The sequence below is a fragment of the Microvirga pakistanensis genome (genome assembly GCF_004458765.1).
GTDB lineage: Bacteria > Pseudomonadota > Alphaproteobacteria > Rhizobiales > Beijerinckiaceae > Microvirga > Microvirga pakistanensis.
Genome location: NZ_SPJX01000156.1, coordinates 82,515 through 107,959, shown reverse-complemented (window position 1 = coordinate 107,959; position 25,445 = coordinate 82,515). Strand labels below are relative to the sequence as shown.

General features: G+C 66.0%; 22 protein-coding genes. 11 read left to right on the top strand and 11 right to left on the bottom strand.

The window, feature by feature from the left end; all coding sequences use genetic code 11:
* Positions 1-119 precede the first annotated feature (119 nt).
* On the top strand, positions 120-2,303 hold the full coding sequence (locus E4K09_RS05220) for a CHASE2 domain-containing protein (protein ID WP_134495700.1): 2,184 nt from the start codon (positions 120-122) through the stop codon (positions 2,301-2,303).
* Positions 2,304-2,331: 28 nt separating this feature from the next.
* Here E4K09_RS05220 and ruvX read toward each other — a convergent pair whose 3' ends face one another.
* The 5 genes from ruvX to E4K09_RS05195 all read right to left on the bottom strand — a co-directional run bounded on the left by ruvX (position 2,332) and on the right by E4K09_RS05195 (position 7,307).
* Entirely contained in the window at positions 2,332-2,892 is a 561-nt protein-coding gene (gene ruvX, locus E4K09_RS05215; protein ID WP_134495699.1) for a Holliday junction resolvase RuvX, read from the bottom strand.
* Positions 2,893-3,090: 198 nt separating this feature from the next.
* Positions 3,091-4,227 carry an ABC transporter ATP-binding protein gene (locus E4K09_RS05210; RefSeq protein WP_134495698.1) on the bottom strand — a complete coding sequence of 379 codons (1,137 nt, stop codon included), beginning with the start codon at positions 4,225-4,227 and terminating at the stop codon, positions 3,091-3,093.
* 19 nt (positions 4,228-4,246) lie between these two features.
* Entirely contained in the window at positions 4,247-5,071 is an 825-nt protein-coding gene (locus E4K09_RS05205) for a carbohydrate ABC transporter permease (protein ID WP_134495697.1), read from the bottom strand.
* Positions 5,068-6,039, bottom strand: coding sequence for a carbohydrate ABC transporter permease (locus E4K09_RS05200; protein WP_134495696.1), 972 nt, complete (start codon positions 6,037-6,039; stop codon positions 5,068-5,070). The genes E4K09_RS05205 and E4K09_RS05200 overlap by 4 nt, the downstream gene beginning before the upstream one ends.
* Positions 6,040-6,041: 2 nt before the next feature.
* Positions 6,042-7,307, bottom strand: a complete 1,266-nt coding sequence (locus E4K09_RS05195; RefSeq protein ID WP_134495695.1) for an ABC transporter substrate-binding protein — start codon at positions 7,305-7,307, stop codon at positions 6,042-6,044.
* Between the two features lie 236 nt (positions 7,308-7,543).
* Here E4K09_RS05195 and E4K09_RS05190 point away from each other — a divergent pair, with 236 nt between their 5' ends.
* The 7 genes from E4K09_RS05190 (at position 7,544) to E4K09_RS05160 (ending at position 12,293) form a co-directional block, all read left to right on the top strand.
* Entirely contained in the window at positions 7,544-8,245 is a 702-nt protein-coding gene (locus E4K09_RS05190; protein ID WP_134495694.1) for a metal-dependent hydrolase, read from the top strand.
* A gap of 197 nt (positions 8,246-8,442) precedes the next feature.
* Positions 8,443-8,730 carry an Asp-tRNA(Asn)/Glu-tRNA(Gln) amidotransferase subunit GatC gene (gene gatC / locus E4K09_RS05185; RefSeq protein ID WP_134495693.1) on the top strand — a complete coding sequence of 96 codons (288 nt, stop codon included), beginning with the start codon at positions 8,443-8,445 and terminating at the stop codon, positions 8,728-8,730.
* Positions 8,731-8,836: 106 nt separating this feature from the next.
* Positions 8,837-10,351 carry an Asp-tRNA(Asn)/Glu-tRNA(Gln) amidotransferase subunit GatA gene (gatA, locus tag E4K09_RS05180; protein WP_134495692.1) on the top strand — a complete coding sequence of 505 codons (1,515 nt, stop codon included), beginning with the start codon at positions 8,837-8,839 and terminating at the stop codon, positions 10,349-10,351.
* On the top strand, positions 10,348-10,656 hold the full coding sequence (locus tag E4K09_RS05175) for a hypothetical protein (RefSeq protein ID WP_134495691.1): 309 nt from the start codon (positions 10,348-10,350) through the stop codon (positions 10,654-10,656). The genes gatA and E4K09_RS05175 overlap by 4 nt, the downstream gene beginning before the upstream one ends.
* Positions 10,657-10,843: 187 nt before the next feature.
* Positions 10,844-11,257, top strand: a complete 414-nt coding sequence (locus E4K09_RS05170) for an NADH:ubiquinone oxidoreductase subunit NDUFA12 (RefSeq protein WP_134495690.1) — start codon at positions 10,844-10,846, stop codon at positions 11,255-11,257.
* Positions 11,258-11,286: 29 nt separating this feature from the next.
* On the top strand, positions 11,287-11,505 hold the full coding sequence (locus E4K09_RS05165; RefSeq protein ID WP_134495689.1) for a hypothetical protein: 219 nt from the start codon (positions 11,287-11,289) through the stop codon (positions 11,503-11,505).
* A 170-nt stretch (positions 11,506-11,675) separates the two neighbouring features.
* Positions 11,676-12,293, top strand: coding sequence for a DUF2155 domain-containing protein (locus E4K09_RS05160; protein WP_134495688.1), 618 nt, complete (start codon positions 11,676-11,678; stop codon positions 12,291-12,293).
* 25 nt (positions 12,294-12,318) lie between these two features.
* On the opposite strand, the gene aat is transcribed toward E4K09_RS05160, so the two are convergent.
* From aat to E4K09_RS05135, 5 genes are all read right to left on the bottom strand, one after another.
* Positions 12,319-12,984 (bottom strand): leucyl/phenylalanyl-tRNA--protein transferase, encoded by a 666-nt coding sequence (aat, locus tag E4K09_RS05155; protein ID WP_134495687.1) that lies wholly within the window; start codon positions 12,982-12,984, stop codon positions 12,319-12,321.
* Between the two features lie 178 nt (positions 12,985-13,162).
* The gene (accC, locus tag E4K09_RS05150) at positions 13,163-14,518 is read right to left on the bottom strand and encodes an acetyl-CoA carboxylase biotin carboxylase subunit (protein ID WP_134495686.1); all 1,356 of its coding nucleotides are present in this window, start codon (positions 14,516-14,518) and stop codon (positions 13,163-13,165) included.
* Positions 14,519-14,526: 8 nt separating this feature from the next.
* Positions 14,527-15,000: an acetyl-CoA carboxylase biotin carboxyl carrier protein gene (accB, locus tag E4K09_RS05145; RefSeq protein ID WP_134495685.1), complete on the bottom strand. Its 474-nt coding sequence runs from the start codon at positions 14,998-15,000 to the stop codon at positions 14,527-14,529.
* A gap of 25 nt (positions 15,001-15,025) precedes the next feature.
* Positions 15,026-15,493 carry a type II 3-dehydroquinate dehydratase gene (gene aroQ / locus E4K09_RS05140; protein ID WP_134495684.1) on the bottom strand — a complete coding sequence of 156 codons (468 nt, stop codon included), beginning with the start codon at positions 15,491-15,493 and terminating at the stop codon, positions 15,026-15,028.
* 272 nt (positions 15,494-15,765) lie between these two features.
* Positions 15,766-16,545, bottom strand: a complete 780-nt coding sequence (locus tag E4K09_RS05135) for a DsbA family protein (protein ID WP_134495683.1) — start codon at positions 16,543-16,545, stop codon at positions 15,766-15,768.
* A 178-nt stretch (positions 16,546-16,723) separates the two neighbouring features.
* Between E4K09_RS05135 and E4K09_RS05130 the strand changes: the two genes are divergently transcribed.
* The gene (locus E4K09_RS05130) at positions 16,724-17,905 is read left to right on the top strand and encodes a pyridoxal phosphate-dependent aminotransferase (RefSeq protein WP_244610366.1); all 1,182 of its coding nucleotides are present in this window, start codon (positions 16,724-16,726) and stop codon (positions 17,903-17,905) included.
* 164 nt (positions 17,906-18,069) lie between these two features.
* On the opposite strand, the gene E4K09_RS05125 is transcribed toward E4K09_RS05130, so the two are convergent.
* Entirely contained in the window at positions 18,070-20,859 is a 2,790-nt protein-coding gene (locus E4K09_RS05125) for an Rne/Rng family ribonuclease (RefSeq protein WP_134495682.1), read from the bottom strand.
* Between the two features lie 609 nt (positions 20,860-21,468).
* Between E4K09_RS05125 and E4K09_RS05120 the strand changes: the two genes are divergently transcribed.
* Both E4K09_RS05120 and E4K09_RS05115 read left to right on the top strand, forming a co-directional pair.
* Positions 21,469-22,713: an N-acetylmuramoyl-L-alanine amidase gene (locus E4K09_RS05120; protein ID WP_134495680.1), complete on the top strand. Its 1,245-nt coding sequence runs from the start codon at positions 21,469-21,471 to the stop codon at positions 22,711-22,713.
* Positions 22,714-22,857: 144 nt separating this feature from the next.
* Positions 22,858-25,293, top strand: a complete 2,436-nt coding sequence (locus tag E4K09_RS05115) for a penicillin-binding protein 1A (RefSeq protein ID WP_134495678.1) — start codon at positions 22,858-22,860, stop codon at positions 25,291-25,293.
* Positions 25,294-25,445 lie beyond the last annotated feature (152 nt).

The following is a 25,445-nucleotide window of genomic DNA, read 5'->3' as shown; positions in this document are numbered from 1 at the left end:
AGCCGTCGCTTCGGTCCGCTCCATGAGGGCGTCAGCCGGCAGACCATGCGGCTGCGATCCGGCCGCTTTCAGGGCGGCCCAGCTCGATCACGAGACCCTGCTCCCATGGAACGACCCTCATGACGGCGATTCTCAATAGGACCCGGCGCTTCGGAACCGGCCGGATCGTCGGTCTCCTGCTTCTCGTCTGCCTGCTGGCGCTCCGGATCCTGGACCCGGGGCCTATCGAGACCGTTCGTCTGAAGTCGCTCGACATCTATCAGCTCATCTACCCGCGTGCCGAGCGCCAGGACCACGTGGCGGTCATCGATATCGACGAGCGGAGTCTGCGGGATCTGGGACAATGGCCATGGCCACGCACGATCATGGCCGAGATGGTGACGAGGATCGTCGAAGCGGGCGGAACGGTCATCGGGTTCGACGTGCTTTTTCCGGAGCCCGATCGCAGCTCACCGGAGGTCGCAGCCGAGGCCTTCCAGGGCTTGGACGACGCGACACGGGAGAAGCTCCGGCACCTGCCGAGCAACGACACCATCTTTGCCGAGACCATCCGATCCTCCGCGGTGGTTCTCGGACGTTCGGGGTATCGCGTCTCGGGCGCTTTGCCCACCGCGCAGGCAGGGATCCAGACGGGAATTGCCACCCTCGGGCCGGATCCGCGCCTCTTCCTGTTCGAGTTTCCGCACCTGCTGCGCAACCTCGCCGTTCTCGACGAAGCCGCGCGAGGCCATGGCATGTTCTCGGTGGCTCCCGACCGGGACGGTGTCGTTCGCCGCATCCCGGTCGTGGCAGTGGCCGACGGAACCATCGTTCCGTCGCTCTCCCTGGAGATGCTGAGGGTCGCGACCGGGTCGGAAGCCATTCTCGTCAAGACGGATCAAAGCGGCGTCCGAGGCGTCGGGGTCGGCGAATTCGAGATCCCGACGGACGGCAAGGGCCGGGTCTGGGTTCATTACGCACCTCCTGATCTGGACCGGTATATTTCCGCAATCGATCTTTTGCGCGGCAGAGTGCCGGCCGATGCCCTGGCGGGGAAAATGGTGCTCATCGGGACCTCGGCCGCCGGTCTTCTCGATCTCAAGGTCACTCCTGTCCACCCGGCGCTGCCGGGGGTGGAACTGCATGCGCAGCTTCTGGAGAGTGCTCTCGCGGGCTCGACCTTGAGCCGGCCGAGCTACACGGCCTTCATCGAGCTTGCGCTCGCGGCGCTGATGAGCGTGCTGCTGATCGCCCAGGCGCCCAAGGTGAATGCCGGAACTCTCTTCGTCCTCGGCGGCGTCACGGCCGGGGTGACACTGGGGGTGTCGTGGTACTGTTTCACAAGCCGCGGTCTTCTCATCGACTACACCTTCCCGTTGCTGTCGAGTTTCCTGGTTTATGCGGTGCTCGTGTGGACCAACTACATGACCGTTTCGGCCGATCGCTACCGGATCAGATCGGCCTTCAGCCAGTACCTTTCTCCCGACCTGGTCGAACAGCTGGCGCAATCGCCGGAGAAGCTGACCCTCGGCGGCGAACAGCGCGAGCTGACGGTCCTCTTCTCGGACGTGCGAGGCTTCACGGCCATTTCCGAACTCTACAAGGATGATCCGCAGGGGCTCACGGCGCTCATCAATCGGCTCTTCACCCCGCTGACACGGGACATCATGAAGCGCCGCGGCACGATCGACAAATACATGGGCGACGCGATCATGGCCTTCTGGAACGCTCCGCTCGCCGACCCCGATCACGAGGTGAACGCATGCGAGGCGGCGTTGGCGATGCTCGACAGTCTCACGGCGCTCAACGAGCAGCGACAGAAGGACATGGGCGACGGTCAGGAGGCTTTGCCGCTGAGGATCGGGATCGGGGTGAATACCGGTCGCTGCGTCGTCGGCAACTTCGGATCCGATCTCCACTTCAACTATTCGGTGCTGGGCGACACGGTGAACCTGGCGTCCCGTCTGGAAGGGCTGACGAAGCAGTACGGCGTTTCCATTCTGGTCGGCGAGAAAACCGCCCAGGCCGTCCGCGCGCGCTTCGCCGTGCTCGAGATCGACCACCTCCAGGTGAGGGGGAAGCGCGATCTAGAGCGGATCTTCACGATCCTGGGCGATGCCGATGTGCTTCGAAGCCCCGACTTCGCGGAGCTGGTCGAGCGAAACGGCGCCATGCTGGCGGCCTATCGCCGTGGCGACTGGCCGCGAGCCCTCGAATTGATCCTCCTCTGTCGGGAACTCGGCAAGACATTCGGCCTCGACGAGTACTACGAGCTCTCCATCCAGCGGATCCGGCATCGCGCCGATGCCGCGGCGTCGGGATGACGCGGCGCCGGTTGACGTTCGCTGGGGCTCAATCGTCCAGCGAGCCGCCCTCCGGGGGCTCGTCGAGACCGATGCGGGAGCGGTACTCGGCCTCGTCCTGCGCGGCTTCCGCATCCGCCGCGATCCGCTCGTAGCGGTCGAGCGCGCCCTGCAGGATGTAGGCGGCGGCCATCTTGTCCACGGCGTCGGCGCGCTTGGCGCGAGAGGCGTCTGCGTCGAGGAGCGTGCGGGTGACGACCATGGTGGACATGCGCTCGTCCCAGAACAGCACCGGAAGCGGGAGGAGGGGCTTGAGGTTGCGCACGAAGGCGCGGGTCGCCTGGGAACGGGGGCCCTCCGAGCCATCCATGTTGAGAGGAAGACCGAACACGAGCCCGCCGACCTCGTAACGCTCCGCCAGCGCCTTGATCTGCTGCGCGTCCGGGGTGAACTTCACCCGCTTGAGGGTTTCGAGCGGCGTTGCGATCCGCTTTTCCACGTCGGAGAGGGCAAGGCCGATGGTCTTCGTGCCGAGATCGACGCCCATGAGGCGCGCCCGGGGGCTCAGGGATTCGACGAAGGCGATCAGCTCGTCGTCGTTCGAGACCATGGGCGCCTCCTCATGCTACAGCATCCGACCCGAAGGTGGACTTGCACTTTTGGGATCAATCCGATGCTTCTTCTTAGGTTGAGAGCATCGTTCGTGCGGAAAACCGGATCCACTTTTCACTGACGTGGCCCTCTGGGTCCGCACGATGCTCTGGTGTCGCACGATAGCCACTATAGAGGAAGTCGCCTCGCGTCGAGATCAGGCGGCGTTGATGGCTCGGGCGGCGGGACGGCCCGTGGGTGAACCGGCGGGGGCGAGCAGGGGCAGGGCCCCCCCGGATTCCCGGAACAGGTGACAGAACGCCCCGTCGAGGGACAGGCCGATCTCCTGCCCGGCCTCGTGGCGCGAATCCCCCGGCTCGCGGACCGTCAGGGGGCGCTCCCGGCCGATATCCACATGGAGCAGGTGGCTCTCGCCCAGTTCCTCCACGAGCGCGATCCGCCCGGCGAGGGCGCCCTGGTCCAAGACCTTCACATGGTCTGGGCGGATGCCGAGCGTCACCGTCTCGCCCGCGCGCACCCCTGCCGGCGAGACGGGCACCGTGACCGTGCCGCCGTTCGGCAATTGCACCTGCACCCCGTCCGCATCGGTCCGCGAGACCGCGCAGGGGATGAAGTTCATCTGCGGCGAGCCAAGAAAGCCCGCGACAAAGAGATTGGCCGGGCGATGATAGAGTTCGAGGGGCGTGCCCACCTGCTCGACGCGTCCCGCGTTCAGCACCACGATCCGGTCCGCGAGGGTCATCGCCTCCACCTGATCGTGCGTCACATAGATCATGGTGGCGCGGGTGTCCGCGTGGAGCTTGGCGATCTCGATTCGGGTCTGCACACGCAGGGCGGCGTCGAGGTTCGACAGGGGCTCGTCGAAGAGAAAGACCTTCGGATCTCGCACGATGGCGCGGCCGATGGCGACGCGCTGGCGCTGGCCGCCGGACAGCTCGCGCGGCTTGCGGTCGAGCAGGCTCTCGATCTGCAGCATGCGCGCCGCCTCGCGCACCTTGGCGTCGATCGCGGATCTGGAGGACTTCGCCAGCTCCAGTCCGAAAGCCATGTTGTCGTAGACGTTCATGTGCGGGTAGAGCGCATAGGACTGGAACACCATGGCGATGCCGCGCTTGGCGGGCGCACGGTCGTTCACCCGCTCTCCGCCGATGAACAGATCGCCGGAGGTGACGTCCTCGAGACCCGCGATCAGGCGCAGCAGGGTGGATTTTCCGCAGCCCGAAGGGCCCACGAAGACCACGAACTCGCCGTCCGCGATGTCGAGGTCGACGCCGTGGATCACCTGAGCCCTGCCGAAGGACTTCCGGACGTTTTTGAGAACCACATCAGCCATTGCGCATGTTCCTCGAAGGCTATCCCTTGACCGCGCCCGCGGTGAGGCCCGCCACGATCTTGCGCTGGAACACGAGCACCAGCGCGATGATCGGTAGCGTCACGATCACCGACGCCGCCATGATCGTGCCCCAGGGCAGCTCGTAGGCCGTCGAGCCGCTCATGAGCGCGATGGCGGGCGGCACGGTGCGCCGCTCGTTCGTCAGGGTGAAGGTCAGGGCGAAGAGAAACTCGTTCCACGACACGATGAAGGCGAGGAGGCCGGTGGTCACGGCGGCGGGCATCATGAGCGGCAGGAAGACGCGGCGCACCACGATCCACGGCGTGGCCCCGTCGACGAAGGCCGCCTCCTCGATCTCCTTCGGCAACTCGCGCATGAAGGTGGTGAGCACCCAGACGGTGAAGGGCAGGGTGAGCATGAGATTCGCGAGGATCAGCCCGGGCAGGGTGTTGTAGAGCCCGAAGCCGCGGATCAGCTCGAACATGCCCGACAGCACCGCCACCTGCGGGAACATGGACACCGCCAGGATCGTCATGAGCAGCAGCGATCGTCCGCGAAAGCGGATGCGCCCGAACGCATAGGCGGCGGTGATCCCGAGCGCGAGCGACAGGGCCACGACCGAGGCCGCCACCACGATGGAGTTGAGGATGTTCGTGCCGAAGGGCTGGCGCTCGAACACCGCGACGTAGTTCGAGAGGTCGAGCCGCTCCGGCAGATAGGCCACCGAGAAAAGATCGTTTCCTGAGCGGAAGGACGAGATCACCGCGTAGTAGAACGGAAAAATCGAGAACAGGCCGATCCCCGCCACGAGAAGCCAGAATCCGATCCGGGCGAGAATCTTCATCGCGCCTCTCCGCTCGGGCGAACCCGGCCCGCCGCCATGGCGATCACGATCAGCAGGGCGATGATCAGAAAGATGAGGGTGGAGGCCGCCGAGCCGAGGCCCACCTCCTGGAAGTCCACGAGTTGCTGGCGCGCAAAGACCGACATCGACATGGTGTCGCGGGAGTTGGCGGTGAGCACGTAGATCAGGTCGAAGACGCGCAGCGCGTCGAGGGCGCGGAAGATCACCGCCACGACGAGGGCGGGCCTGATGAGCGGCAGCGTCACCCTGAAGAAGACCTTCACCGGATGAACGCCATCGACCTTCGCGGCCTCGTAGATGTCGCCCGGGAGCATCTGGAGGGCGGCGAGGATGAGAAGCGCCATGAAGGGCGTGGTCTTCCACACGTCCACCATCACCACGGTCCACAAAGCCGTATCGGGACTGGCCGTCCAGGTGATGGGCGCAGCGATCAGTCCAAGGCGCAGGAGCATGTCGTTGATCACGCCGAACTGGTCGTGCAGCATCCAGTTCCACATGCGGGCGGAGACGACCGTCGGGATCGCCCAGGGGATGAGGATGACGGCGCGCATGAGGCCGCGTCCCGGAAAGGACGCGTTGAGGATCAGGGCCACGATGGTGCCGAGCACGGTTTCGATGGACACGGAGACCCCTGTGAACCACACCGTGTTCCACACGGAATGCCACCAGTCGGGATCGGTGAGCAGGCCCAGCCACTCGCCGTCGTAATTGGCGAGGTAGTTCTCGAAGCCGATGAACTGGTAATCGTCGAGGCTGTTGAGGCTGGCATCCGTGAAGCTGAACCAGATGGTGCGCGCCAGGGGCCATCCGGCGATGAGCGCCAGCACGACAAGGGTCGGCGCGACGAAGATCCACGCGGAGCGGACCCGTGAGCGGGTGAGGGAGGAGCGGCCTCCCGGCACTCGCTCCTGCGCGGGGGCGGACGCCTGAAGGGCAGCGCCGGACATGCTCATTGCCAGCCGTTGCGCTTGATCCGTTTCAGGTCGCGGTCGAGGCGGTTGAGCGCCTGCTCGGGCTGGGCCCGCTTCGAGAGCACCGCATGGACCGTGTTGAAGAACTCGGTTGAGACCTTGTTGTAGTTCTGGCCCGTCACGCTCGCCGGGCGGGCGACCGCGTTCGAGAACACGTCGGCAAGCTCCCCGATGAAGGGGTTCGCCCTTGCGATATCGGCGTCGCCGTAGAGCGACACGATCGTGGGGTTGAACGAGCCCTGGACCGCCCGGCGCTTCTGCTCCTCCTGGCCCGTCAGGTACATGACGAGGTCGATGGCGGCATCGGCGTTCTTCGAATATTTCGAGACGGCGAGCAACTGGCCGCCCAGGGTGCCCACGTGGCGTCCGTCCGGGCCGCCTTTCGGCAGGGGCGCGATTCCGACCTTGCCCTTGATGCTGCTGTCGGCGCCCTGCGCCAACGCCCAGGCATAGGGCCAGTTGCGCATGAAGGCGGAATTGCCGGCCTGGAAAACGCCGCGCGCTTCCTCCTCCGTGTAGTTGAGCACCCCCTCGGGCGTGATGGTGCCGACCCAGCCCGCGGCGGTCTTCAGAGCCTCGGCCGCCTTGGGGTTCTCCACGGTGATCTCGCCCTTCTCGTCGACGATGGTGCCGCCGTTGGTGGAGGCGATCCATTCGAGGGCGACGGTGGTCAGGCCCTCATAGGCGCGGCCCTGCCAGACATAGCCCCAGAAGTCGCCCTTGCCGTCCTTCCTCTCGCCCTCCTGGATGATGCGCGCGGTCTCGGTTAGATCGGCCCAGGTCTGCGGCACCGGGCGCTTGTACTTGTCGAGCAGGTCCTGGCGGTAATAGAGCAGACCCGCATCGGCGAACCAAGGCATGGCCAGGACCTTGCCGTTCACCTGGCTCGTTTCGGCCATGGCGGGCAGGTGGCCGCCGATGTCGCCCCGGGCCTTCGCGGTGAGGTCATGAAGGTGATCGGCAAGGATGCCGGTCCACACCACGTCGATCTGGAACACGTCGATATCGCCCGCGCCGGCAGCCAGCAATTGCTGGTAGAGGGCGAGGCGCTCGGTGGCCGAATTGGGCGTCGAGACGATCTTGACCGTGTTGCCGGTTCTCGCAGCCCAGGCGTCGACGCCCTGCTTGCAGATTTCATATTCCTTGCCGAGTGCGCTGCACGAGATCGCGATTTCGACGGCAGATGCGCTCGCGCTGGCGATGAGGCCGGCGGCAAGGGCGAGACTGGCGATCAGGCGTGCCATGACTTTCCTCCAGCGTGATTCGTTTTTATTGCTGAGGTTGAAAAGACAAGGAGGCGCGTTTAGTTCCTCCAGGCGGTGGCCGAGTGCCGGCCGCGCCCCATCTTCATGCTCGCTCTCCCGCATCGGACGAGAAAAGTGGACCTGCTCTTTTGGAATCCATCCGATGCTTTCTTAAGGTAGAAGCATCGTTTGTTGCGGCCCTCCGGGTCCGCACGATGCTCTAGCGAAGGTGCCTCATGAAAATCACTTGGTTTGGACATTCGGCCTTCCGGCTCGATTTCGCCGACAATGCCGTTCTCATCGATCCGTTCTTCACCGGCAACCCGGCCTTCGAAGGGGACCGGGCGAAGGTCACCGAGGGCGTGAGCCATATCCTTCTCACCCATGGCCACGGCGACCACGTGGGCGACACGGTCGAGATCGCGAAGGCGACGGGCGCGAAGGTCGTCACCAATTTCGAGCTCTGCATGTACCTGGCGAAGCAGGGCGTTCAGAACGTCGATCCCATGAACACGGGCGGCACGACGGATCAGGACGGCTTCACCGTCACCCTGGTGCGGGCGGACCATTCCTCCGGCCTTGTGGAGATGGACGTGAACTTCCCCCTCGGCCCCGCCAACGGGATCATCGTGAAGGCTCCCGGAGAGCCGACCGTCTATCACATGGGCGACACGGACATCTTCGGCGACATGGCGCTCATCGCCGAGATCCACCAGCCGGAGATCGCCATGGTGCCGATCGGCGACCGCTTCACCATGGGCCCGGAGGTCGCGGCGCTCGCGGTCCAGCGCTATTTCGGCAACCTGAAGGCGGTGATCCCCTGCCACTACGCCTCCTTCCCGCCGCTCGTGCCGAACGCGGACCGGTTCGTGGCCGCCATGGAGGGCAAGGGCGTCCAGGTCGTGGTGCCCCACAAGACGGTGGCGGTGCGGATTTAGGCTCGTCGATCGTGGCGTTTCCCCGTCATGGCCGTCCCCGGACTTGATCCGGGGATAAGCCCCGGCAATCCCCGGATCAAGTCCGGGGTGACGATGAGCCGGATCCATGTCGGCCCGTGGCTTACATCCGCCGTTGCCCCCCGGCGCGGGCGGGTGCTATAGCCCGCCCATCGGAATTCCAAGGGGTATGACCATTCATGTCGGTCGATGAGAAAACGGTCCGCCGCATCGCCCATCTGGCGCGCATCGCCGTGACGGACGAGGAGGTGCCTCACCTCCAGGGCGAGCTCAACGCGATTCTGTCCTTCGTCGAGCAGCTCAACGAGGTGAACGTGGACGGCGTGGAGCCCATGACCTCCGTGACGCCCATGACCATGAAGAAGCGCCAGGACGGCGTGACCGATGGCGGCTATCCGGACAAGATCATCCGGAACGCTCCCGCCACCGAGGACAACTTCTTCCTGGTGCCGAAGGTGGTCGAGTAAGAGGCGGCCAGCCTTTTACGCGACCATCCCCGGGCAAGCGAAGCGCGCCCCGGGGATCTCCCGAAGAATATGGCGCTGTTCGCCGCCGAATAAGAGATCCAGCCCCGTGACCGAACTGACCCATCTCACGATTTCCGAGGCCCGTGACGGCCTGAAGGCCAAGACCTTCTCGGCTGCCGAGCTCGCGCAGGCCCATATCGCGGCCGTCGAGAAGGCGAGGGCGCTGAACGCCTATGTGCTCGAGACGCCCGAGAAGGCGCTCGCCCAGGCCAAGGCCTCCGACGAGAAGATCGCCAAGGGCGAAGCCCGTCCGCTCGAAGGCATCCCGCTCGGCATCAAGGACCTGTTCTGCACGGAAGGGGTGGTGTCCACCGCCGGCTCCAGGATCCTCGGCAACTTCACGCCGCCCTACGAATCCACCGTCACCCAGAACCTCTGGAACGACGGCGCGGTGATGCTCGGCAAGCTCAACATGGACGAGTTCGCCATGGGCTCCTCCAACGAGACCAGCGCCTTCGGGCCGGTCGTGTCGCCGTGGCGGCGCGAGGGCTCGAACGTGAGCGCGGGCGCGTCCGGCCAGATCGAGGGCACGCACCTCGTGCCCGGCGGCTCGTCCGGCGGTTCGGCCGCGGCGGTCGCCGCTCACCTGTGCCTCGGCGCGACCGCCACGGATACCGGCGGTTCGATCCGCCAGCCCGCCGCCTTCACGGGCACCGTGGGCATCAAGCCGACCTATGGCCGCGTCTCCCGCTGGGGCACGGTGGCCTTCGCCTCGTCCCTCGACCAAGCTGGGCCCATCACCCGTACGGTGCGCGATGCCGCCATCATGCTGCGCTCGATGGCGGGTCCCGACGCCAAGGACACCACCTGCGTGGACCTGCCCGTGCCCGATTTCGAGGCGGCGGTCACCCGTGGCGTGAAGGGACTCAAGATCGGCATCCCGAAGGAATACCGCGTCGACGGCATGTCGCCGGAGATCGAGGCGCTCTGGCGTCAGGGCACGGAATGGCTGCGCGCCGCCGGGGCCGAAATCGTCGAGGTGTCCCTGCCGCACACCAAATACGCGCTGCCGGCCTATTACATCGTCGCCCCCGCCGAGGCGTCCTCGAACCTCGCCCGCTATGACGGCGTGCGCTATGGCCTGCGCGAGAACGGCCGCGATATCGTCGACCTCTACGAGAAGACCCGCGCCGCCGGTTTCGGCCGCGAGGTCAAGCGCCGCATCATGATCGGCACCTATGTGCTCTCGGCGGGCTATTACGATGCCTATTACGTGCGCGCCCAGAAGATCCGCACCCTCATCAAGCGCGATTTCGAGGAGGTCTACGCCCAGGGCGTCCATGCCATCCTGACCCCCGCGACGCCCTCCGCTGCCTTCGGCATCGGCGAGAAGGGCTCCGGCGATCCGGTGGAGATGTACCTCAACGACATCTTCACCGTGACGGTGAACATGGCGGGCCTGCCCGGCATCGCGGTGCCGGCGGGGCTCGATTCGCAGGGCCTGCCGCTCGGCCTGCAGCTCATCGGCCGCGCCTTCGACGAGGAGACCCTCTTCGCCGCCGGCCAGGTCATCGAGGACGCGGCGGGCCGCATCGCCTTGCCCCAACCCTGGTGGGCGTGAGCCCGGTGGGACCGACCGTACCCGTCGTCCAGCTCTGGGACTGGCTGCCCGCCGCCTTCGATCCGGTGCTGATCGTCGTGGCCGTGCTGCTCGGCTGGAAGGCCGATCAGTTCGGCAAGGTCGCGATCGCCGCCATCGCGGCGCTCGGCCTGTCGATCCTGGTGTCCTACGGGATCGGCCTCCTGGGCCTCCCCTGGATCGCGCCCGTGCGGTCCGACGCCCTGACGCTGTTCCCCGTCCGCATCGCCGCGGCCCTGATCTGGGCGGGCGGGGCCTATGCCGCGCGGCGGGTCGTCCGGCGGTAGGACAGCCTCAAAGCTGAGCCAGTTTGAGGCCTACGGAGGCGTTAGGCTTATCCGAACTCGTGAGGGGCGCTCCACGCGCCCCTTTTGCGTGAGCACAGGAGAGCCGGGCGTGGGCGCAATCCTTCCTGGACTTCTCGGAAATCCGACGCCATATTCCGGCCAGCTTTCCGACCCCTATGGCAGACGCATGAAACAGTTTTGGACGCAGTTCTTCACCTGGTGGAACGGGCAGACCCTCGGCACCCGGTTCTTCACGTGGCGCAAAGGTCAGTTCGTGGGCCAGGACGAGTTCGGCAACCGCTATTACCGCTATACCCAGGCCGAGGCGATCGACACGAATGTAGGCGCCGAGCGCCGCTGGGTCGTCTACAACGGCGAGGCCGATGCCTCGAAGGTTCCTCCCGGCTGGCGCGCCTGGCTTTGCCATAACGGCGATGTGCCTCCGAGCGAGGAAAACTATCAGCCGCGCTCCTGGGAGAAGCCTTACGTGCCCAACATGACCGGCACGCCCCAGGCCTACCGTCCGCAGGGCTCCCAGCTCTCGACCGGCCAGCGCCCCGCCGCGACCGGCGACTATGTTCCCTGGACGCCGGGCGAGTGAGCCGCTGAGGCCTCGCTCCTGATCCTGTCATGCTGAAGCGCCTCGACATCCGCACCTGCATCGAGTGTGGCCTGCCCTATGGCCACGCCGCTTTCTCTTACCACGCCGGCAAGAGCGAGAACGGCCCTTCCTATTGGTCGGATCGCGGCATTCTATGCTCCGTCGTCTGCTCCACGGCTCATTTCGAGCGCCGGGAGCGTGAGGGCGACGTGATGAAGGCGCCCGCTCCCAATCCCCTGGAGCGGTGATTTCGGGACGAGGAGCCCCTCCGGACAAGGTTCGGGCGAAGGGGCTCCAAAGGGCCTCCATCTCCCGATTGCCCTTTTTCCATCACGGTTCGCGTGTTATCGCGTGGCCGGAACCCATAGGGAACGATCTTGGCTCCACAGCCGGCTCACAAGGGGCATGGATGACGACAATGAAGTTCGAATGGACGCGGGCTGCCCTGGTGCTCGCATCGACCATCGGCATGGCGGGTGCGGCCCAGGCGGACAGGATCAAGAACCCGACGGCGGTGTTTTCGGGCCTCGACAAGATCACCGGACGAATCGTCTCGTTCGAGGTGAGAATCGACGAGACCGTGCAGTTCGGCGCGCTTCAGATGACGCCGCACGTCTGCTTCACCAAGCCGGCGACGGAGACGCCGAACACCACCTCCTTCGTCGAGGTGGAAGAGACCGGCACCGACGGGAGCACCCGCAAGGTCTTCTCCGGCTGGATGTTTGCTTCGAGTCCCGGCCTGCACGGCATCGAGCATCCGGTCTACGACATCTGGCTCGTGGAGTGCAAAGGCGGCACCGAGGTGATCGCCGAGCCCAAGGAGACCCCGGAGGAATTGCCTCCGATCGAGCCGAGCACACAACGCACCTCGGCGGAGCCCGCCCGTCCCGGCGCCGTCGCGGCTCCGGCCGATTCCGCGCGACCCCTGCCGCCCGCGCCACCGCTCGGCGCCGCTCCGCAACAGCCCCGCCAGCCCGCCCGGCGAGCCACCCCGGATTTCAACCAGAACGCCCCCCTCATCAATACGGACCGCTAGTTGGATTCCCTCTGCGCCCGATGCGCTAGAGTGCGGCGAGGGCTTCCTCGCCGCTGACGGTCCGGCCCTTGGGCCAGGCGTACCAGTCGCCGTCGTGCTCCAGGGCCGTGCGCAGCATCTGCTTGTAGGCACGGCGGGGGATCTCGATCGCGCCGAACTGGGCGAGATGCGAGGTCACGAACTGCGTGTCGAGGAGGGTGAAACCGCCCCGCTTCAGCCGGGCCACAAGGTGAACGAGGGCCACTTTCGAGGCGTCGCGCTCCGTGTGGAACATGCTCTCGCCGAAAAAGGCTCCGTTGAGGCGCACCCCGTAGAGCCCGCCCACGAGGCGGTTATCCCGGTAGACCTCGACCGTGTGGCAGAAACCGGCATCGTACAACTGGCCATAAAGATCCCGGATGCGCCGGTTGATCCAGGTCTTCTCCCGGTCGGCGGCAGGAGCCGCGCAGCCGGCGATCACCGCATCGAAATCCCTGTCGACGCGAACCTCGAACTCATCCGAGCGGATCGTGCGGGTGAGCCGCTTGGGAACGTGGAAGGCGTCCAGGGGAATGATGCCGCGCTCCCGGGGCTCGACCCAGAACAGGGACGGATCGTCCGCGTCCTCCGCCATGGGAAAGATGCCGGCCGCATAGGCCTTGAGCAGGATCTCAGGCGTGATGGTGATGGTATCGTCGGCAGACCGGGTCATTCACCAACATGTCCAATCGTTCGGGCCTTGTCAGTAAACATAGAACGACCAGCACCCAAGGTTAGGCCGGGGCCCCGCAGATTTTGGGGCGCGATCATTCCCCCGGTTCGAGTCAGGGGCGACGAGGCCCGTGCCTGATCGCCTCGCCACCGTCGGCCGGGAGGAAGAGGGGGACCGGTCAGGCCTCCTCCAGCCCGCCCGTCTTCAGGAAGCTCTCGAGCCAGTGAATGTCGTACTGGCCGTTCTGAATGTCCGGGTTGCGCACGAGGGTGCGGAAGAGTGGCAGGGTCGTGTCGACGCCATCCACCACGAACTCGTCCAGCGCCCGGCGCAGGCGCATGAGGCACTCGTTTCGTGTGCGACCGTGCACGATGAGCTTGCCCACGAGAGAATCGTAATGCGGCGGGATGCGGTAGCCCTGATAGGCCGCTGAATCCACGCGCACGCCGAGGCCGCCCGGGGGATGGAAGTAGCTGATCGTACCGGGCGAGGGACGGAAGGTCGAGGGATGCTCGGCGTTCACGCGGCACTCGATGGCGTGGCCTTCGATCCTGATGTCGTCCTGCGTCACCGAGAGCGGGTGGCCTGCCGCGACGCGGATCTGCTCGTTCACCAGATCGATGCCGGTGATCATCTCGGTCACCGGGTGCTCCACCTGGATGCGCGTGTTCATCTCGATGAAGTAGAACTCCCCGTCCTCGTAGAGGAACTCAATGGTGCCGGCGCCGGCGTATTGCAGCTCCTGCATGGCTTTCGCCACGATGCCGCCGATGCGCTCGCGCATCTCCACGTTCAGGGCCGGCGAGGGGCCTTCCTCCCAAACCTTCTGGTGGCGCCGCTGGAGGGAGCAGTCGCGCTCGCCCAGGTGGATCGCGTTGCCCTTGCCGTCGCCGAGAACCTGGATTTCGATATGGCGCGGCTTCTCGAGATACTTCTCGATATAAACCGCATCGTCGCCGAAGGCGGCCTTGGCCTCCGTCTTGGCGGTCTGGAGCGCATGGACGAGATCGCCTTCGGTGCGGGCGACCTTCATGCCGCGTCCGCCGCCGCCGGCGGCCGCCTTGATGATGACGGGGTAACCGATGCTCTTGGCGACCTTCTTGGCCTCGTCCTCATCGGTGATGCCGCCCTCCGAGCCGGGCACGCAGGGAATGCCGAGCCGCTTGGCGGTGCGCTTCGCCTCGATCTTGTCGCCCATGATGCGGATGTGCTCCGCCTTGGGGCCGATGAAGGCGATGCGGTGATGCTCCAGCACCTCGGCGAAGCGGGCGTTCTCGGAGAGGAAGCCGTAGCCGGGATGGATGGCGTCCGCGCCCGTGATCTCGCAGGCGGCGATCAGGGCCGGGATGTTGAGGTAGCTGTCGCGGGCGGCCGGCGGGCCGATGCAGACGCTCTCGTCCGCGAGGCGTACGTGCATGGCGTCGGCGTCGGCGGTGGAATGCACCGCGACGGTGGCGATCCCGAGCTCCTTCGCCGCGCGCAGGATGCGCAGGGCGATCTCGCCTCGGTTGGCAATGAGGATCTTATCGAACATGTCGCGCCTTACTCGATGACGAGGAGGGGTTCGCCGTATTCAACAGGTGTTCCGTCTTCGACATAGATGGCGGTCACGGTGCCGGCGCGGGGCGCCACGATCTCGTTGAAGGTTTTCATCGCTTCCACGAGCAGGACCTTGTCACCGGCCTGGACCTTGGAACCGATCTCCACGAAGGCCTTCGCGTCGGGCGAGGGCTTGCGGTAGGCGGTGCCGACCATCGGGGAGAGCACAGTACCCGGATGCGGCGCGCCAGGCTTGGCAGCCGACGCGTCGGCCGCGGCCGGAGGCGGCGCGACCACCGGAGCCGGAGCCAGCGCCGCGGGAGCCGCGACCGGAACCGTCATGGCCGCATGGATCGTGCGCGCCACGCGGATGCGGAGGTCGCCCTTCTCCACTTCGATCTCGCTGAGATCCGTATCGGCGATCATATTCGCCAGCTCCCGGACGAGTTCGGGATCGAAAGGATTGTCCTTGGCCATGGGCTCACCTCTTTTTCTTGAGGAACTAGTGCTGGGAGGGCTTGGGAAGCCGGGCCCGCTCGACCATGACACGGTGAACCGCTTCCAGCCCGAGCAGGTAGCTCGTGGGACCGAAGCCGCAGATCACGCCGACTGACACGGGTGCAATGAGCGAGCGATGGCGAAAGCCTTCGCGAGCATGAACATTGGAAAGATGGATCTCGACCGTCGGAGCGCCGCTGCCGGCGATGGCATCGCGCAGAGCGATCGAGGTGTGGGTATAGGCGCCTGCATTGATGACGATGCCGGCACCCTGCGCTCCCGCCTCCTGGATCCAGTCGACCAGATGTCCCTCATGGTTGGACTGGCGGAACGTGATCGCCAGCCCCAGGGCCTCCCCCTTGTCGCGGACGAGCTTCTCGATGTCCGCCAGCGTGGTGCTGCCGTAAATCTGAGGCTCGCGGCGGCCGAGCAGGTTGAGGTTGGGTCCGTTCAGGACGTGGACGTTGATCATCGCGAAAGGAGCATTCCATGAAGCTCCGACAGGCGGAGCAGAGACGCCCTCTTAGCCAAAAGGCGAGCATGGGGGAAGGGGAAAACCAAGTCTTTCCAGAGCTTGGCGCCCTTTCCGTAAGGGCGTGCTGGAGGAAATGGCCCTCTTTCCCAGTCCTGACGCTCCGTCTCGTCATCCCCGGACTTGTTCCGGGGATCCCCGTTTCGGGCCGCTCAAGGCGTGGATGGCCGGGCCAAGCCCGGCCATGACGGGTCGTTCATGGCAGCGTGGAACTAGCCGCAGGTGGCCTTGCCACAGGAGCGGACATTGCCGATCAGCTGCTTGAGCGGCTCGATACCAACCGCGCCGGGGATCACGGCCTCGCCGATGATGAAGGCGGGAGTGCCGGTGAGGCTCAGCTTGTCGCCCAGCGCCATGTTCTCCTGCAGGGCGTTGCGCACCTCGGCGCTGTCCACGTCCTTCTGGAGCTTGGTCATGTCGACGCCCATCTCTTTGGCCACCGCCATGGCGCGCTCGCCGTTGACGCGGCCGCGGCTCTCCAGAACCTTCACGTGATAATCGAAGAGCTTCTGGCCCTGCAGCTGGTTCTTAACGGCGAGGGCCACGCGGCTGGCCTCCACGGAATCGGGCCCGAGAACCGGGAAATCCTTGAGCACGACGCGCAGCTTGGGGTCGCTCTTCATGAGCGTCTGCAGGTCGGCGAGGGCCTTTTTGCAGTAGCCGCAGTTGTAATCGAAGAACTCGACGAGGGTGATGTCGCCGGAGGGATTTCCGGTCACATAGGAATGAGGCGCGTTGAGAAGCGTCTGTTTCGTCTCCTGGACGGCGCTCGCTTGGGCGACCTGCTGGGCCTCGGCCTGGCGCTTCTCAAGCTCGCTGATGACCTCGGTCAGCACTTCCGGGTTCTTCAGAAGGTACTCCTTCACGATGTCGCCGATCGCCTGCTTCTGCTGCTCGTTGAAGACGGCGTTCTGGGCCTGGGCGGCCGGGGCGACGGCGAGGGCGCCCAACAGGGTCATGGCCCGGCAGGCGTTGAGAAGCGAGAAGCGCATATTCGATCCTTTTCGGCGTTTCCTATCCGAGCCCGGCCGGCGCGGTGGTTCGAGGCCCGGCTGGGCGACATATCTGGCGCGAGTTAGCGGCTTGGGGAGCGCGACGTCAAATCACGGCTTCGTTGCGCGGCTATGAAGCGTCTTGAGGCCCGCCTTCCAACGGGCTACGAGCCTTTTCATGATGAAATTGATCGCCGACTCGACCCAGCCCCTGGTGGCCCGCCGCATGGACCGGGTCTCTTCCTTCCTGGCCATGGATGTGTTGAGCGCTGCTGCGGCGAAAGAAAGGCGAGGGGACAGCGTGGTCCATATGGAGGTGGGCCAGCCCTCCGCCCCCGCTCCCCGCGCGGCCCGCGAAGCGGCCAAAGCCGCGCTGGATCTGGGACGGATCGGGTACACGGAAGCCCTCGGCGTTTCCACCCTGAGGGAGCGCATCGCCCGTCATTACCGTGACGCTTACGGCGTCTCGATTGCGGCCGAGCGCGTTGTCGTGACGACGGGCTCCTCGGCCGGATTCGTGCTGGCCTTCCTGAGCCTCTTCGATGCGGGCCAAAGGGTGGCCATCACCGCGCCGGGCTACCCGGCCTACCGCAACATCCTGGAGGCCCTCGGCATCGAGCCGGTCGTCGTTCCCCTCGCCAAGGCGGACGGCTGGATCATGACCGCGAAAGCCATCGAGAGGGCTCATGCGGAGAAGCCGCTCCACGGCATCCTGGCCATGAGCCCGGCCAATCCCTCCGGCACCATGATCGGGCGCAAGGCGCTGGCGGAGCTTGGCGAGACCTGCCGCCGTCTGGGGCTGTGGTTCGTCTCGGACGAGATCTATCACGGCCTGACCTATGGTGAGGACGCCACGACGGCGCTCGCTTCCGACGACGACGCTCTCGTCATCAACTCGTTCTCGAAATATTACTGCATGACGGGCTGGCGCATCGGCTGGATCGTGGTGCCGGAGCGGCTCGTGCGGCCCATCGAGCGGCTGGCGCAAAACCTCTACATTTCGCCACCTTATCTGTCGCAGGTGGCTGCGCTCGCGGCCTTCGACGCCACCGAGGAGCTGGAGGCGGTAAAGGCGGGTTACGCTTCGAACCGCGCCTTCCTGCTCGAGGAGCTGCCCAGGATCGGCCTCACCGAGATGCATCCGGTGGACGGCGCCTTCTACATCTATGCCGACATCGCCCGCTACACGAACGATTCCATCGGCTTCTGCAAGCGCATGCTGGAGGAGACGGGCGTCGCCGCCACCCCCGGCCTCGACTTCGATCCCATCGAGGGCTCGCATTACATGCGCCTGTCCTTCGCGGGCTCGGAAAACGATTGCCGCGAGACGGTGGAGCGGTTGAGAGGCTGGCTGAGGTAACGCCTCCTTCGTCATCGCCGGCCCTGTGCCGGTAATCCCGCCGCAGTGAGGCGCCGCGCCTCTCCAGGCAGGCGTAGCCGGACCTGTCCCGGCCATGACGTAAAGCAACGGCGACGCTCAAAAGAGAATGCCCGGCTTGCCGCCGGGCATTTTGCTTTGGGCTGTTACGATCCGCTCAGGACCGACTTGGCCTTCGACCACCAGCCGGCCCGCTTCGGGCGCTCCGGGTCGGGCGGGGTGAGAACCACCGCGACCGGTTCCGGCTCGGGCGTTACGGGGCGCGGCGCTTCCGCCGGCTCGGCGGCAGGCTGCGGCTCGGGCTTCATCTCGATGCGCTCTTCCGACGCGGCTGCCTCCGCGGCCGGGGCAACGGGCTCGGACGCAGCCAGCTCGGACGCAACGGGCTCCGGCGCCACCGGCTCGGGAGCGGAGGGCACGCCTGCCGGCTCATCGTCCAGCGTGCCGACGGCCTGAGCAACCGCCTCGGTCGCAGCCACGAAGCCTTCCTCGGTGGCGAAGGTTTCAATCGTCTCGTCGCGGCCACGGCCACGCCCGCCGCGGCGGCCCCTGCGGCGGCGACGGCGGCCATTGCCGTCAGAACCTTCGGAGCCTTCGGCGGTCTCGCCGTCCTCATCGGCCACTTCGACCTCAACGCCTTCCTGCTCGGCCCCCTCGAAGGCTTCGAGGGCGTCGCTGTCGGAACCGTCCTCGTCCTGGGCGGCGCCAGGGAAAGCCTCGCGGTCGCGTCCCCGACGACGGCGGCGGCGACGGCGACGGCGGCCATTGCCGTCGCCTTCCTCGCGGACATCATCGGAGGCGCGAGCCTCCTCGTCCACTTGCTCCTCGTCCTCCGCCTCGATCTCGGGCTCAACCTCCTCCGCGACATCGATCGGTGCGATCGCGTCGATCTGGATGCCGGTCGCGGCCGACTTGTGCTCGAGGCGCAGCGCGGGCTCGCCCCGGTCGATCACGTAGTTCGTGGTGCCGATCAGCGAGTCGTCCGCCACGATCGAGATGGCCACGCCGAAGCGGGTCTCCAGGTCGCGCAGGTGCACGCGCTTCTGATTGAGGATGTAGAAGGCCGCCTCCATCCGCGTGCGGACGACGAGGTTGTAGCCGGAATTCTTGATGAGGGTTTCCTCGATCGAGCGCAGCACATGGAGCGCAACGGAGGGCGTCGAGCGCACGAAGCCGGTTCCGGCGCAGTGCGGGCAGGGAACCGAGGAGGATTCGAGCACGCCGGTGCGGATGCGCTGACGGGACATCTCCAGCAGGCCGAAGGGCGAGATGCGGCCCACCTGGATGCGAGCGCGATCGTTCTTCAGGCACTCGTTCAGCTTCTTCTCGACCGCGCGGTTGTTGCGCTTCTCCTCCATGTCGATGAAGTCGATGACGATAAGGCCGGCCAAGTCGCGCAGGCGAAGCTGGCGGGCGATCTCCTCCGACGCTTCGAGGTTCGTGCGAAGCGCCGTGTCCTCGATGTTGTGCTCGCGGGTCGATCGGCCCGAGTTCACGTCGATGGAGACCAGCGCCTCCGTCGGGTTGATGACCAGGTAGCCGCCGGACTTCAGCGTCACCACATTGGAGAACATCGCGTCGAGCTGGGCCTCGACGCCGTATTTGGCGAAGAGCGGCTGCGGCTCGCGGTAGGGCTGGACGATCTTGGCATGGCTCGGCATGAGCATGCGCATGAAATCCTTGGCCTCCCGGTATCCGTCCTCGCCGGAGACCATGATGTCGTCGATCTCCTTGTTGTAGAGGTCGCGGATGGCGCGCTTGATCAGCGAGCCTTCCTCATAGACGAGCGCGGGGGCGGAGGAGTTGAGGGTCAGCTCGCGCACGCTCTCCCACAGGCGCATCAGATATTCGTAGTCGCGCTTGATCTCCGGCTTGGTGCGCGAGGCGCCCGCCGTGCGCAGGATGATGCCCATTCCCTCGGGCACCTCCAGCTCCTGGGCGATCTCCTTCAGGCGCTTGCGGTCGGCCGCGTTCGTGATCTTGCGCGAGATGCCGCCGCCACGGCCGGTATTGGGCATGAGCACCGAATAGCGGCCGGCGAGCGACAGGTAGGTGGTGAGAGCGGCGCCCTTGTTGCCGCGCTCCTCCTTCACGACCTGCACCAGCAGGATCTGGCGGCGCTTGATGACCTCCTGGATCTTGTACTGCTTGCGCGGGGTGCGGCGCTGGGGAACGTCCTCCATCGCGTCGCCGCCGCCGAGCTGCTCGACGTGGTCCTCGTCCTCGCCTTCAGTGTCCTCGCCCTCGGCGTCTTCGCCTTCGGCGTTCTCGTCCTCGGAGGCCGCTTCGTCCTCCTCGTCCTCTTCCTCGTCGCCGTCATCGGCAGCGTCGGAATCCTCGGACGAGGCCTCGTCGGCGGTCCGAGCCTCCGCTTCCTCGACGTCGGCGGAGGCCTGCGGCTCCATGGGGGAAGTGGACGCCTGGGCTGTCTCGGCGGGCTCGTCCGAAGCCGGTTCGAAGTCGCCTGCGGCGGCGATCAGGTCGATGGTCTCGTCCGTGCCCTCAGCGGGAGCGGGCGCCTCGACGCCTTCGGCCGTGCCGGCCTCGGCCTCGGAGGAGACGACCGTCTCGTGGCTGCTCGCGCGGCGCGGGGCCGACCGGCGCCGGCGACGGCGGCGGCGCTCCTCCTCACGCTCCTCCTCGGCCTGAGCCTCGGCTTCGGCCTCGAGCAGAGCCTGACGGTCGGCGACTGGGATCTGATAATAGTCGGGATGGATTTCGCTGAAGGCCAGGAAACCGTGACGGTTCCCGCCATACTCGACGAAAGCGGCCTGGAGGGACGGCTCTACGCGAGTGACTTTCGCGAGGTAGATGTTCCCGCGCAGCTGCTTCCGGTTAGCGGATTCGAAGTCGAATTCTTCGACCTTTTGACCACGTACCACCACGACCCGGGTTTCTTCCGGGTGGGAGGCATCGATGAGCATCTTGTTTGCCATGTTGAACTCTCGACATGGCGATCGAGGGCAGGACCTCAGGCATTGGCCGCAGTGAAGGCGGATGGCCACGCCGCGATAGGCGGCGGCGGGCTGGAATTGCGTTCGGAGTGCTGTCGATCGCCATCGTGCGCCTCGAAGGAGCGCATTCTGGGTTGAAACGGGTCGGCTGTGAGCCGGATGAGGTGAGGGAAGGGCGAGCACGAAAAGAAGCGCGCGCTTGGAACGGTGCCGGTACGAGAGTCAAAGCTGACTTCGTGTGCGCAACCATTCAAGACTGCCCTTTCTAGGAATCGATGGGCCGGACGAAATCCGGTCATCGGCAAATAAGCGGCGATCTGCATCGCCCACTGAACCCTTCCGAGCGCCTGTCGAGGGTGACGGGGTCCATGAGGACCGGTCAACACAACCATCTCCTCAGGTCCACCGTCAGATTCGGCCATGCCGGACGGGGTCATGATCATTACAGAGCGAATGGGGCTTTTGGCAAGACGTCGAGACCATGTGTCGTTAATGCAACACTATCTCGCTTTTAAAGATTTAGCGTGAACCTTCCTTAACCAAAAGCCGCTTAATGAGATAGGAAGGGAGCACGGAACTACCAGCGGCAGCATGAGACACAAACCCTTGATACGCTTGGTCTGCGCAGGTCTTCTGGCGATCTTCTTCGCCATGGCGGGCGGTCGCGCCTGGGCGAATGCCGATGTCGGGAAGACGGGTGCGCCGATCATCGCAGCCGACGTGACGGTCGAGGTGGACGGTCCCACGACCCGATTCAAGATCGCGCTGTCAAAGCCGGTGACGGCCCAGGCCTCGCTCATGGAGCGTCCCGACCGGCTCATCATCGACCTGCCGGAGGTGGCGTTCCACCTGCCGCCCGAAGCCGGGCGCCAGAAGGCGGGCCTGATTTCCTCCTACCGCTATGGCCTCTTCGCCCCGGGGCGGTCCCGGGTGGTGATGGAGCTGGCCCAGCCCGCCGTCGTCTCCGGCATGACCGTCGATGCGAACGCCCCCGGAGGCACGGCCCTTCTGACCCTCCAGCTCACGCGGGTCGAGCGCGACGATTTTCATCGCGCGGCGGTCGACAGCGCCGCAAAGGCCGCTCAATCCGCGGCCGCGGAGCCGGCTGCGGCGGCGAGGGACGCCCGCCCGGTCATCGTGATCGATCCGGGCCATGGCGGCATCGATCCGGGAGCCAATGCCTCGGGCGGGGTCTCGGAGAAGGACCTCGTCCTGTCCTTCGCCCAGAAGCTGCAGAAGAAGCTCGAGGAGGGCGGGCGCTACCGGGTCGTGATGACCCGCGACAAGGACGTGTTCGTCTCCTTGGGCGAGCGCGTGCGTGCGGCGCGCAGGGTTCAGGCGGATCTCTTCATCTCCATCCACGCGGATTCGATCTCCGGCGGGCAGCAGGTCCGGGGACTGACCGTCTATACGGGCGCCGATCGGGCGTCGGATGCCGACTCGGCCAGCTTGGCCGACCGCGAAAACAAGGCCGATGCCGTGGCGGGGCTCGAATCGTCCGACATGCCGGACGAGATTTCCGACATCCTTCAGGAACTGACCCTGCGGGAGACCCGAGGCTTCTCGCACAATTTCGCGACCCGCCTGGTCGGCGAGTTCGATTCGGTCGCCCGCCTGAACAAGAATCCGCACCGGCAAGCCCGCTTCCAGGTGCTGCGGGCCCACGACGTTCCCTCCGTCCTGGTGGAGCTGGGATATCTGTCCAGCAAGCAGGATCTCGACCTGATCATGTCCGAGGAATGGCGGGGAAAAATGGTGAACGCCATGAGCGTGGCCGTGGATCGCTTTTTTGCAACACGCCTCGCCCGGCAGGGCGCTGCCGCAGTTTTACCATAGATACAGTGTGGATACCCGTAGCGGGGGCGCGATTCCTCGGTTAACAGAGCGGGGCAGACTGGGCCGGCTTCTGTTCCGATGGAAACGGCGTTCGGGATATGCACAAACAGGTGCCTCGAGGCGCCGTCAACGGAATACCTTCGGATGCGCTTTGTCCTACGATTTTTCGGCTTCCTGTTCAGCGTCGGGGCGATCTTCTTCCTGATCGGCGCCGTGGCGGTGGCCTATGGCTTCTGGTTCTATTCCAAGGACCTGCCGGACCATGCGCAGCTCGCCACCTACGAGCCGCCGGTGATGACGCGCGTCCATGCCTCCGACGGCAGCCTGATGGCGGAATACGCCCGCGAGCGGCGTCTCTACGTGCCGATCCAGGCCATTCCGAAGCTCGTGAAGGTTGCCTTCCTGTCCGCCGAGGACAAGAACTTCTACAAGCATCCGGGCGTGGACCCGGAGGGCGTGGTCCGCGCGATCCTCGCCAACGTCAAGTCCGGCGGCCGGCGCGAGCAGGGCGCTTCGACCATCACGCAGCAGGTCGCCAAGAACTTCCTTGTCGGAAACGAGAAGAGCTACGAGCGCAAGATCCGCGAAGCCCTGATCGCCCTGCGAATGGAATCGACCTTCTCGAAGGACAAGATCCTCGAGCTCTACCTCAACGAGATCTATCTCGGCCTCGGCAATTACGGGGTGGCCGCCTCGGCCCTCAACTATTTCGGCAAGTCGCTCCATGAGCTGACCATCGCCGAGGCCGCCTACCTGGCCGCCCTCCCGAAGGCGCCGAACAACTATCATCCGTTCCGCCAGCGCCAGGCCGCCCTCGACCGCCGCAACTGGGTGATCGGACGCATGGTCGATAACGGCTACATCACGAAGGACCAGGGCGAGGCGGCCAAGAAGCAGCCTCTCGAGGTCACGCCGCGGGTCGTGTCCCCGAACAGCATCGCGTCCGGCTACTTCGCCGAGGGCGTGCGCCGCGACATCGCGGAGCGCTACGGCGAGGAGACGCTCTACGAGGGCGGGCTCCTGATCCGCTCGACCCTCGATCCCAAGATGCAGGCCATGGCCCGTAAGGCCCTGGTGGACGGCCTCGTGCGCTTCGACGAGGCGCGCGGCTGGCGCGGCGCCCCGCAGAAGCTCGATCTCGCCGGCCGTGAATGGGGTTCGGCCCTGGCCGAGGTGCCGTCCATGGGCGACGTTCAGCCCTGGCGTCTGGCCGTCGTGCTCGAGGTGTCCGGCGGACGGGCCCGCATCGGTCTGCAGCCGAAGAAGGAGGCCTCAGGCCAGCTCTCCCGCGACCGGGAGACGGGCTTCGTCACCGCCGACGGCGTGAAGTGGACCCGCCGCGCGGTGGAGAGGGCCCTGTCGGTCGGGGACGTGGTCTATGTGGAGCCCCTCGACGGCAAGCAGGGCCAGTACCGCTTGCGCCAGGTGCCCGAGATTTCCGGCGCCATCGTGGCCATGGATCCTCAAACCGGACGCGTCCACGCGATGGTCGGCGGCTTCTCCTTCGACCAGAGCGAGTTCAACCGCGCCACGCAGGCGATGCGCCAGCCGGGCTCCTCGTTTAAGCCCATCGTGTACGCGACGGCGCTCGACAACGGCTACACCCCCTCGTCGCAGATCATGGATGCCCCCTTCGTGCTCGACATGGGCCCGGGGCAGGCGGCCTGGGCGCCCTCGAACTACGACGGCAAGTCCGCGGGCCTGCGCACCCTGCGCTACGGCATCGAGCATTCGAAGAACCTGATGACGGTGCGCCTGTCCAACGAGATCGGGATGCCGGTCATCACCGAATACGCCCGCCGCTTCGGCGTCTATGACGACATGCTGCCGCTGCTCTCCATGTCGCTCGGCGCGGGCGAGACCACGGTCATGCGCATGACGGCCGCCTATTCCATGTTCGTGAACGGCGGCCGCCGCATCAAGCCGACCCTCATCGATCAGATCCAGGACCGCAGCGGCCGCACCATCTACCGCCACGACGACCGCAAGTGCGAAACCTGCAACGCGGACAAATGGGACGGCGGCGCCCCGCCCAAGCTCACCGATACCCGCGAGCAGGTGCTCGACCCGCTGACTGCCTACCAGATCACCTCGATCCTTGAGGGCGTGGTGCAGCGCGGCACGGCCCAGACGGTCAAGGCGGTCGGCAAGCCCCTGGCGGGCAAGACCGGCACCACAAACGACGCCAAGGACGTGTGGTTCGTGGGCTTCTCGCCCGACCTCGCCGTGGGCGTGTTCCTCGGCTACGACACGCCGAAATCCCTCGGCAATGCCGCCACGGCCGGCCAATACGCCGCTCCCGTGTTCCGCGATTTCATGCAGATGGCCCTGAAGGACAAGCCCGCGACGCCGTTCCGCGTCCCCCCGGGCATCAAGCTGATCCGCGTCAACGCTTCCACCGGCACCCGCGCCGGAGGCGAGGGCGGCGGCACGATCCTCGAAGCCTTCAAGCCGGGCCAGTCTCCACCGGAATACTATGCTGCCCAGGAGGAGGAGGTCCCGCAGGCCGAATATGCGCCGGCGCCTCCGGAGGCGATGCCCCGCAGGGCCGTGGGAGCGACTCCCGGCGGATTGTATTGATCCGCCTCCCGGCCCATATGAAACGCGCTTCCTGACAACGCATGAAGGCGCACGACCGCCGCGGGCCGATGCCCGCAGCGGTCGGCGGCCATGCGGGAAGAGCCGCTTTACACACCGGGGCGCTCCCCTTAAGACGCCCCCAACCCCAGGCA

Bases quoted from the DNA above. Each gene is read 5' to 3' on its own strand.
- accB (WP_134495685.1), bottom strand. From the start codon at position 15,000: ATGGCCAAGGACAATCCTTTCGATCCCGAACTCGTCCGGGAGCTGGCG.
- E4K09_RS05190 (WP_134495694.1), top strand. From the start codon at position 7,544: ATGAAAATCACTTGGTTTGGACATTCGGCCTTCCGGCTCGATTTCGCC.
- aroQ (WP_134495684.1), bottom strand. From the start codon at position 15,493: ATGATCAACGTCCACGTCCTGAACGGACCCAACCTCAACCTGCTCGGC.
- E4K09_RS05160 (WP_134495688.1), top strand. From the start codon at position 11,676: ATGAAGTTCGAATGGACGCGGGCTGCCCTGGTGCTCGCATCGACCATC.
- accC (WP_134495686.1), bottom strand. From the start codon at position 14,518: ATGTTCGATAAGATCCTCATTGCCAACCGAGGCGAGATCGCCCTGCGC.
- E4K09_RS05205 (WP_134495697.1), bottom strand. From the start codon at position 5,071: ATGAAGATTCTCGCCCGGATCGGATTCTGGCTTCTCGTGGCGGGGATC.
- E4K09_RS05125 (WP_134495682.1), bottom strand. From the start codon at position 20,859: ATGGCAAACAAGATGCTCATCGATGCCTCCCACCCGGAAGAAACCCGG.
- E4K09_RS05220 (WP_134495700.1), top strand. From the start codon at position 120: ATGACGGCGATTCTCAATAGGACCCGGCGCTTCGGAACCGGCCGGATC.
- E4K09_RS05130 (WP_244610366.1), top strand. From the start codon at position 16,724: ATGATGAAATTGATCGCCGACTCGACCCAGCCCCTGGTGGCCCGCCGC.
- E4K09_RS05195 (WP_134495695.1), bottom strand. From the start codon at position 7,307: ATGGCACGCCTGATCGCCAGTCTCGCCCTTGCCGCCGGCCTCATCGCC.
- E4K09_RS05115 (WP_134495678.1), top strand. From the start codon at position 22,858: ATGCGCTTTGTCCTACGATTTTTCGGCTTCCTGTTCAGCGTCGGGGCG.
- E4K09_RS05210 (WP_134495698.1), bottom strand. From the start codon at position 4,227: ATGGCTGATGTGGTTCTCAAAAACGTCCGGAAGTCCTTCGGCAGGGCT.
- E4K09_RS05170 (WP_134495690.1), top strand. From the start codon at position 10,844: ATGAAACAGTTTTGGACGCAGTTCTTCACCTGGTGGAACGGGCAGACC.
- E4K09_RS05165 (WP_134495689.1), top strand. From the start codon at position 11,287: ATGCTGAAGCGCCTCGACATCCGCACCTGCATCGAGTGTGGCCTGCCC.
- aat (WP_134495687.1), bottom strand. From the start codon at position 12,984: ATGACCCGGTCTGCCGACGATACCATCACCATCACGCCTGAGATCCTG.
- ruvX (WP_134495699.1), bottom strand. From the start codon at position 2,892: ATGGTCTCGAACGACGACGAGCTGATCGCCTTCGTCGAATCCCTGAGC.
- E4K09_RS05135 (WP_134495683.1), bottom strand. From the start codon at position 16,545: ATGCGCTTCTCGCTTCTCAACGCCTGCCGGGCCATGACCCTGTTGGGC.
- E4K09_RS05200 (WP_134495696.1), bottom strand. From the start codon at position 6,039: ATGTCCGGCGCTGCCCTTCAGGCGTCCGCCCCCGCGCAGGAGCGAGTG.
- E4K09_RS05120 (WP_134495680.1), top strand. From the start codon at position 21,469: ATGAGACACAAACCCTTGATACGCTTGGTCTGCGCAGGTCTTCTGGCG.
- gatC (WP_134495693.1), top strand. From the start codon at position 8,443: ATGTCGGTCGATGAGAAAACGGTCCGCCGCATCGCCCATCTGGCGCGC.